At 59.2% G+C, this 5,156-nt stretch carries 3 protein-coding genes and 1 tRNA gene; all 4 read right to left on the minus strand.

Going from position 1 to position 5,156, the window contains the following annotated elements; translation table 11 throughout:
• Window positions 1-676, minus strand: a 676-nt coding sequence (locus tag QGH30_09685; GenBank protein ID MDP7022603.1) for a hypothetical protein, incomplete at its 3' end; no start/stop codon positions are given.
• A 253-nt stretch (window positions 677-929) separates the two neighbouring features.
• Window positions 930-1,002, minus strand: a tRNA-Phe gene (locus QGH30_09690).
• Between the two features lie 58 nt (window positions 1,003-1,060).
• Window positions 1,061-2,014 carry a UDP-glucose 4-epimerase GalE gene (gene galE / locus QGH30_09695; GenBank protein MDP7022604.1) on the minus strand — a complete coding sequence of 318 codons (954 nt, stop codon included), beginning with the start codon at window positions 2,012-2,014 and terminating at the stop codon, window positions 1,061-1,063.
• A complete protein-coding gene (gene uvrA / locus QGH30_09700) occupies window positions 2,011-4,782 on the minus strand; it encodes an excinuclease ABC subunit UvrA (GenBank protein ID MDP7022605.1) in 2,772 nt (923 codons plus the stop codon). The genes galE and uvrA overlap by 4 nt, the downstream gene beginning before the upstream one ends.
• Window positions 4,783-5,156 lie beyond the last annotated feature (374 nt).

Raw genomic sequence — 5,156 nt, forward strand, 5'->3', positions numbered from 1 at the left:
GTTCGAAACCGATGACCGGAGCCTCATTGTCGGAGCAGGCATCATAGTTGAAACTTGCCGTCACACTGGCATCGTTGCCGCAGGCATCCACGGCTGTCACGATTCCGCTATTGGCACCCTCGAAGAGACCTGAGGCGGAAACCGTAAAGCTGTAGACATCGCCATCAGCGTTTCCTGCATATGTCTCGTTGTTGAGAGTGAGAGTAACGCTGGCAAGAGCGCTGTCATCGGTCACCGTGGCGGTCAGTGTAAAGGGACCCGCATCGGCAAGGTCGCCGGGCGCGAAACTGATCACCGGATCCGTCTCGTCCGGACAGGAATCATAGTCAAAGGATGCTGCCACCGTACGGGAATTGCCTTCCGCGTCTTCAGCAGTGACCAGCATCGTATTCAGACCGTCCTCGAGATAGTCACCCTCGACGGTAGCGCAGTATTCGCCGCCATCGCCCGCGACTCCTACGAAAATGTCGTCGCCGACGCTGAACAAGACAGAAGCGATGGCGTTTTCCTCATCTGTGACCGTTGCACAGAATTCAAAGGGACCGTCCCCCTCCACATCACCTGCTACAAAAGTCACAGTGGGAGGAGTCGTGTCCGGCTCCGTAGGGGATTCGCATCCCTGAAACAGGACGGCCAATGAAAAGACCAGAAAGCCAAGTACGAGTTTGCGTAACATCTCTCTCTCCTTCAGAAGAGTGTCAGAGTACCGGGCCCCTTGCCATCGGCAAAAGACACCAACACAGAGCCTGAACCATGAAAGGCACACTTACATCAAATGTCGCATTCCGCTAAGAAAAGTCAGCGGAAAAGAGAAACAAGTCAAGGAGTATTCCCGGATTTGGGAATGCCTCCTCATGCGGAAAGCCGGGGCAATGGATAGAATTCGGAGACACTGGGAAATCAAGTCTGAAATCGACCCGGTTTTCAGGTGCGAAGGGACGGAATTGAACCGCCGACACGCGAGTTTTCAGCCCGCTGCTCTACCGACTGAGCTACCTTCGCAAGGGTTGCTACTGAAACAAATCACTCCACAACTGTCAAGCCAGTCCCGTGCTTTCGCTTACAGTTTTTTTCGGAAGTCCCAGGCGGACTGCACGATTGACTCCAGAGAGGGACGCCGGGCCTTCCAGCCCAGCCATTCCTCCGCCCGGTCTGCCGCCGCAACCAGGAGTGCAGGATCCCCTTCCCGGCGCCCGGTTTCCTCAAAGGGAAGCTCCCGCCCGCTGATCTTCCGGACGGCAGCAAGCACCTCCCGGACAGAATGCCCCTTGCCTGTCCCCAGATTCAGCACGCCGCTTCTGCCCTGCTCCAGTGCTTCCAGCCCCGCCAGGTGGGCTTCGGCGAGATCCTCGATGTGAATGTAGTCGCGGATGCAGGTTCCGTCGGGAGTCGGGTAATCCGTCCCGAAAACCTTGAGCGTCCTCAAACCCAGAGCCGCCTCCAGAGCCAGGGGAATCAGGTGGGTTTCCGGATCATGCCTCTCCCCGTGATCTCCGAGAGCACCCGCGGCGTTGAAATAGCGCAGGCAGAGATAGGAAAGCCCCAGAGAGGGTGCCACCTGTCCGAGAATCTGTTCGATCGCCAACTTCGTCCCTCCATAGGGGTTTACCGGCTCACAGGGATCCCCTTCCCGGAAGGGACGACCTTCTCCCTGCCCGTAGACAGCAGCAGAGGAGGAAAAGAGGAAGCGGCGGACGGAACTGTCGGCAAGAGCCTCGAGCAGAACCAGAAAACCGCCGACATTCTCCCTATAGTAGCGCAGCGGGTCGCTGATGGAATCAGAGACGATGCTCAGGGCCGCGAAATGGACCACGGCATCGCTGGAAGCAAGAACTTCGTCGAGGAGAGAGCGGTCGCGCAATTCCCCTTCGACAAAGCGGACTTCCGGGGGAAGGCTGTCGCGGTGTCCGGTACTGAGGTTGTCAAGCACAGCGACCTCATGGCCCGAAGCCAGAGCAGCCCGCAGGAAAGCTCCCCCGATGTAACCGGCTCCGCCTGTCACCAGAAGCCTCATGGTTTCTCCCCCTTCTGACTCTCGATCCAGGGACGCAGATAACGCCCCGTCAGGGACTCCTCCGCCCTCGAGATTTCCCGGGGGCTCCCTTCGGCAATCATGCGACCTCCCCCATCGCCCCCTTCGGGGCCGAGGTCGATGACATGATCTGCTGCAAGCAATACCTGCAGATTGTGTTCAATGACAAGCAGGGAATGCCCGGTTCGGATCAATCTCTGGAAAACCGCCAGCAAAAGCCGAATGTCCTGGGGGTGCAGCCCCGTGGTCGGCTCATCGAGGACATACAGGTACTTTTCCTTGCTCGACTGGGACAACTCCCGGGCAATTTTCAGTCGCTGGCTCTCTCCCCCGGAGAGACCACTAACTCCCTGTCCGATCGGAAGATAGCCGAGTCCCACACGGTGCAGCATCCAGAGTTTCTGCCCCATGGCGTGCTGGCCGCTGAAAAAGTGAATGGCCTCGTCCACGGTCAGTTTCAGCACCTCGGAAATCGTGCGGCCCTTGTACTTCACTTCCAGAGACGCAGGGCGGTAGCGACTGCCTCCACAGCTTTCACAGGGCACGAAGAGATCCGCCATGAAGACCATCTCCAGCTTCACGGAACCCAGCCCGCTGCACTCGGGGCAACGGCCTTCCTTGCTGTTGAAGGAGAAATGCTGGGGGCCCATGCGCCGTTTGATGGCCTCGGGCTGGGATGCAAAGAGCTCCCGGATGTACTGAAAGGCGCCGATATAGGTCGCGGGATTGCTCCGGGGGCTTCTTCCCAGAGGGCTCTGGTCCACATGACGCAGTTCACTGATCCGTTCACTGCCGCTGAGTCGATCGAAGGGATCGCCCTTTCGGGATTCGCCACCCTGTGCCATGGCCTGAACCAGCGTGGCCAGAAGGCTGCTCTTGCCGGAGCCGGAAACCCCGGAAATCACGCACAACTGTCCCAGCGGAAACTCCACATCGATGTTCTTCAGGTTGTGAAGACGGGCGCCCTTGAGAATCAGATGTCCGCGAGCAGGATTGTCCCCGGATTCGGGGATGATCTCTTCCTCTCCCCGGAGAAAACGGAGGGTGGCCGAAGGATGGTCGCCGTTCTTGCGGGGAAGCCGGGCGGGCGAACCCTGAAAAACAACTTCTCCCCCCTGTGCCCCGCTCCCGGGTCCCATGTCCAGCAACTCATCGGCCGCGCGGATGACATCGAGATCATGCTCAACGAGATAGACCGTGTTCCCCTTGTCGCGCAATTCGACAAGGGTCTCCATCAGGCGTTCGGTATCCCGGGCATGAAGCCCGACGGTAGGCTCATCGAGCGCGTAGAGGGTGTCGGTCAGGTGGCTTCCCAGTGCATTGGCCAAGTGAATACGCTGAAACTCCCCTCCCGACAGGGTTCGCGTCAGCCGGTCAAGCCCCAGGTAGTGAAGCCCCATCCGGTTCAGAAAGGAGAGGCGGGCGCTGAGTTCATCCAGTACGCGATCCACGCCCTCGGCCTTTCCATCGCCCAGCCCAAGTTTCGGCAAGGCCTCTGCCGCCTCCCCGAGAGTCAGAGCGGAAAAGGCAGGATAGGTCCACTCCCCGATCTTCACACTCTCGACCTCGGGGCGGAGACGACTTCCCCGGCAATCCTCGCACTCCACCTCGGACATGAATCGTCGGGAGAAAAAGCGGGCGTATTTCTTGTATCCCTTGGCGCGAAGCGCCTCCAGCCAGGGGAAGACTCCCTTGTAATCCCGTGTCCCGTGTAGAAGCACCTTCTTCTGTCGCTCCGGCAGAGAACGGAAACTCGCTCCGGTGGGGATTCCTTCTTTCCTGCAGTAGTCGATCATCTTCGCCTTGAAGCGATCGAATCGCGGGGAGGACCAGGGAGCAAGGGCTCCCTGCTCAAGAGAGAGCGAGAGGTCGGGGATGATCTTCCTCTCATCGAAGGCCAGAATATTGCCGTAGCCATGACAGCCGGGGCAGGCACCATCGGTGTGTTGGAAGGAAAAGAAGCGGGGCGTGGGTTCGGGAATCTCCCGCTCGCAGGAGGAACAGATCGTGCCCTCAGCATGACGCTCCAGTAGCCCGGCATCGGGGTCGTGCAATTCCAGTCGCCCGTCCCCTTCCCGGTAGGCCGTCTCGATGGACTCGGCCAGGCGGCTCTGCTCCTTCGATTCCACCTTCAGGCGATCCACCACGATGCTCAGTCGCTCTCCCTGCAGGCCGGAGTCCGGGATTTCACGGATCCGTCGGAGTTTCCCGCCTTCAAGGATTCTCACAAAGCCACGGGACTGAAGAAGCTCCCGAAGAGCCTCCGGTTTCACTCCCTTTCGCACTTCGAGGGGAAAAGCAAGAAGCAGGATCTTGCCGGAGTGTTCCTCCAGTATTGAAAGAGCCAGGGAACTGGCATCATCGCGCTGCAGCAGTTCCCGGCAGTTCGGGCAGTAAATCCGCCCGACCCGGGAAAACAGGATCCTCAGGAAATCGGCGATCTCCGTATAGGTAGCCACCGTTGAACGAGAGTGGAAGACCGAGTTCTTCTGCCGGATGGCAAGAGCGGGACCAATCCCCTCCAGACTGTCCAGTTCGGGCCTTCGGATCCGCTCAAGAAACTGCCGTGTGTAGGTGGACAGGCTCTCCACATATCGCCGCTGGCCCTCCGCATAGAGAGTGTCGAAGAGCAGGCTGCTCTTGCCCGAACCACTCACCCCGGAAATCACCAGGAGTTTCCCTCTTGGCAGATCCAAGTCGATGTTGCGGAGGTTGTTCTCCCTTGCGCCGCGAAGGATGATCCTGTCCATTCACTTCCCCTTGCTACGATCCACAAGGGTATCTGCTGGGAGGGAAAGCGTCAAGCTGCCGCATTGCAGTGAGGGCATGGCGCCCCACATCTCAGGCCTGGAATGAAACACGAGCACTTTGATAATGCTGACAGTCGAAATCCAGAACAATGAGCGGGCAAGAATACTCCGGTTTCTCCTGCCGTTTTCCGCGCCGGCTTCGCCGGCGCGGAGGAAAGATCTCCGCCGCTTGCAGCTTTCTTAGCCCCTCCAGTTTCCTCTCTCGCGCGGGGGGCTCGGCTGGCGCCTCTCGCCCTGCCCGCGCAAGAGAGGACAAAGGGTCCAAGGGTCCAAGGACCAAGAGCCTAAAAGGCCGACCTCATAAAGCGGAAGCC

This window comes from Candidatus Krumholzibacteriia bacterium (assembly GCA_030748535.1).
Classification (GTDB): domain Bacteria; phylum Krumholzibacteriota; class Krumholzibacteriia; order JACNKJ01; family JACNKJ01; genus JASMLU01.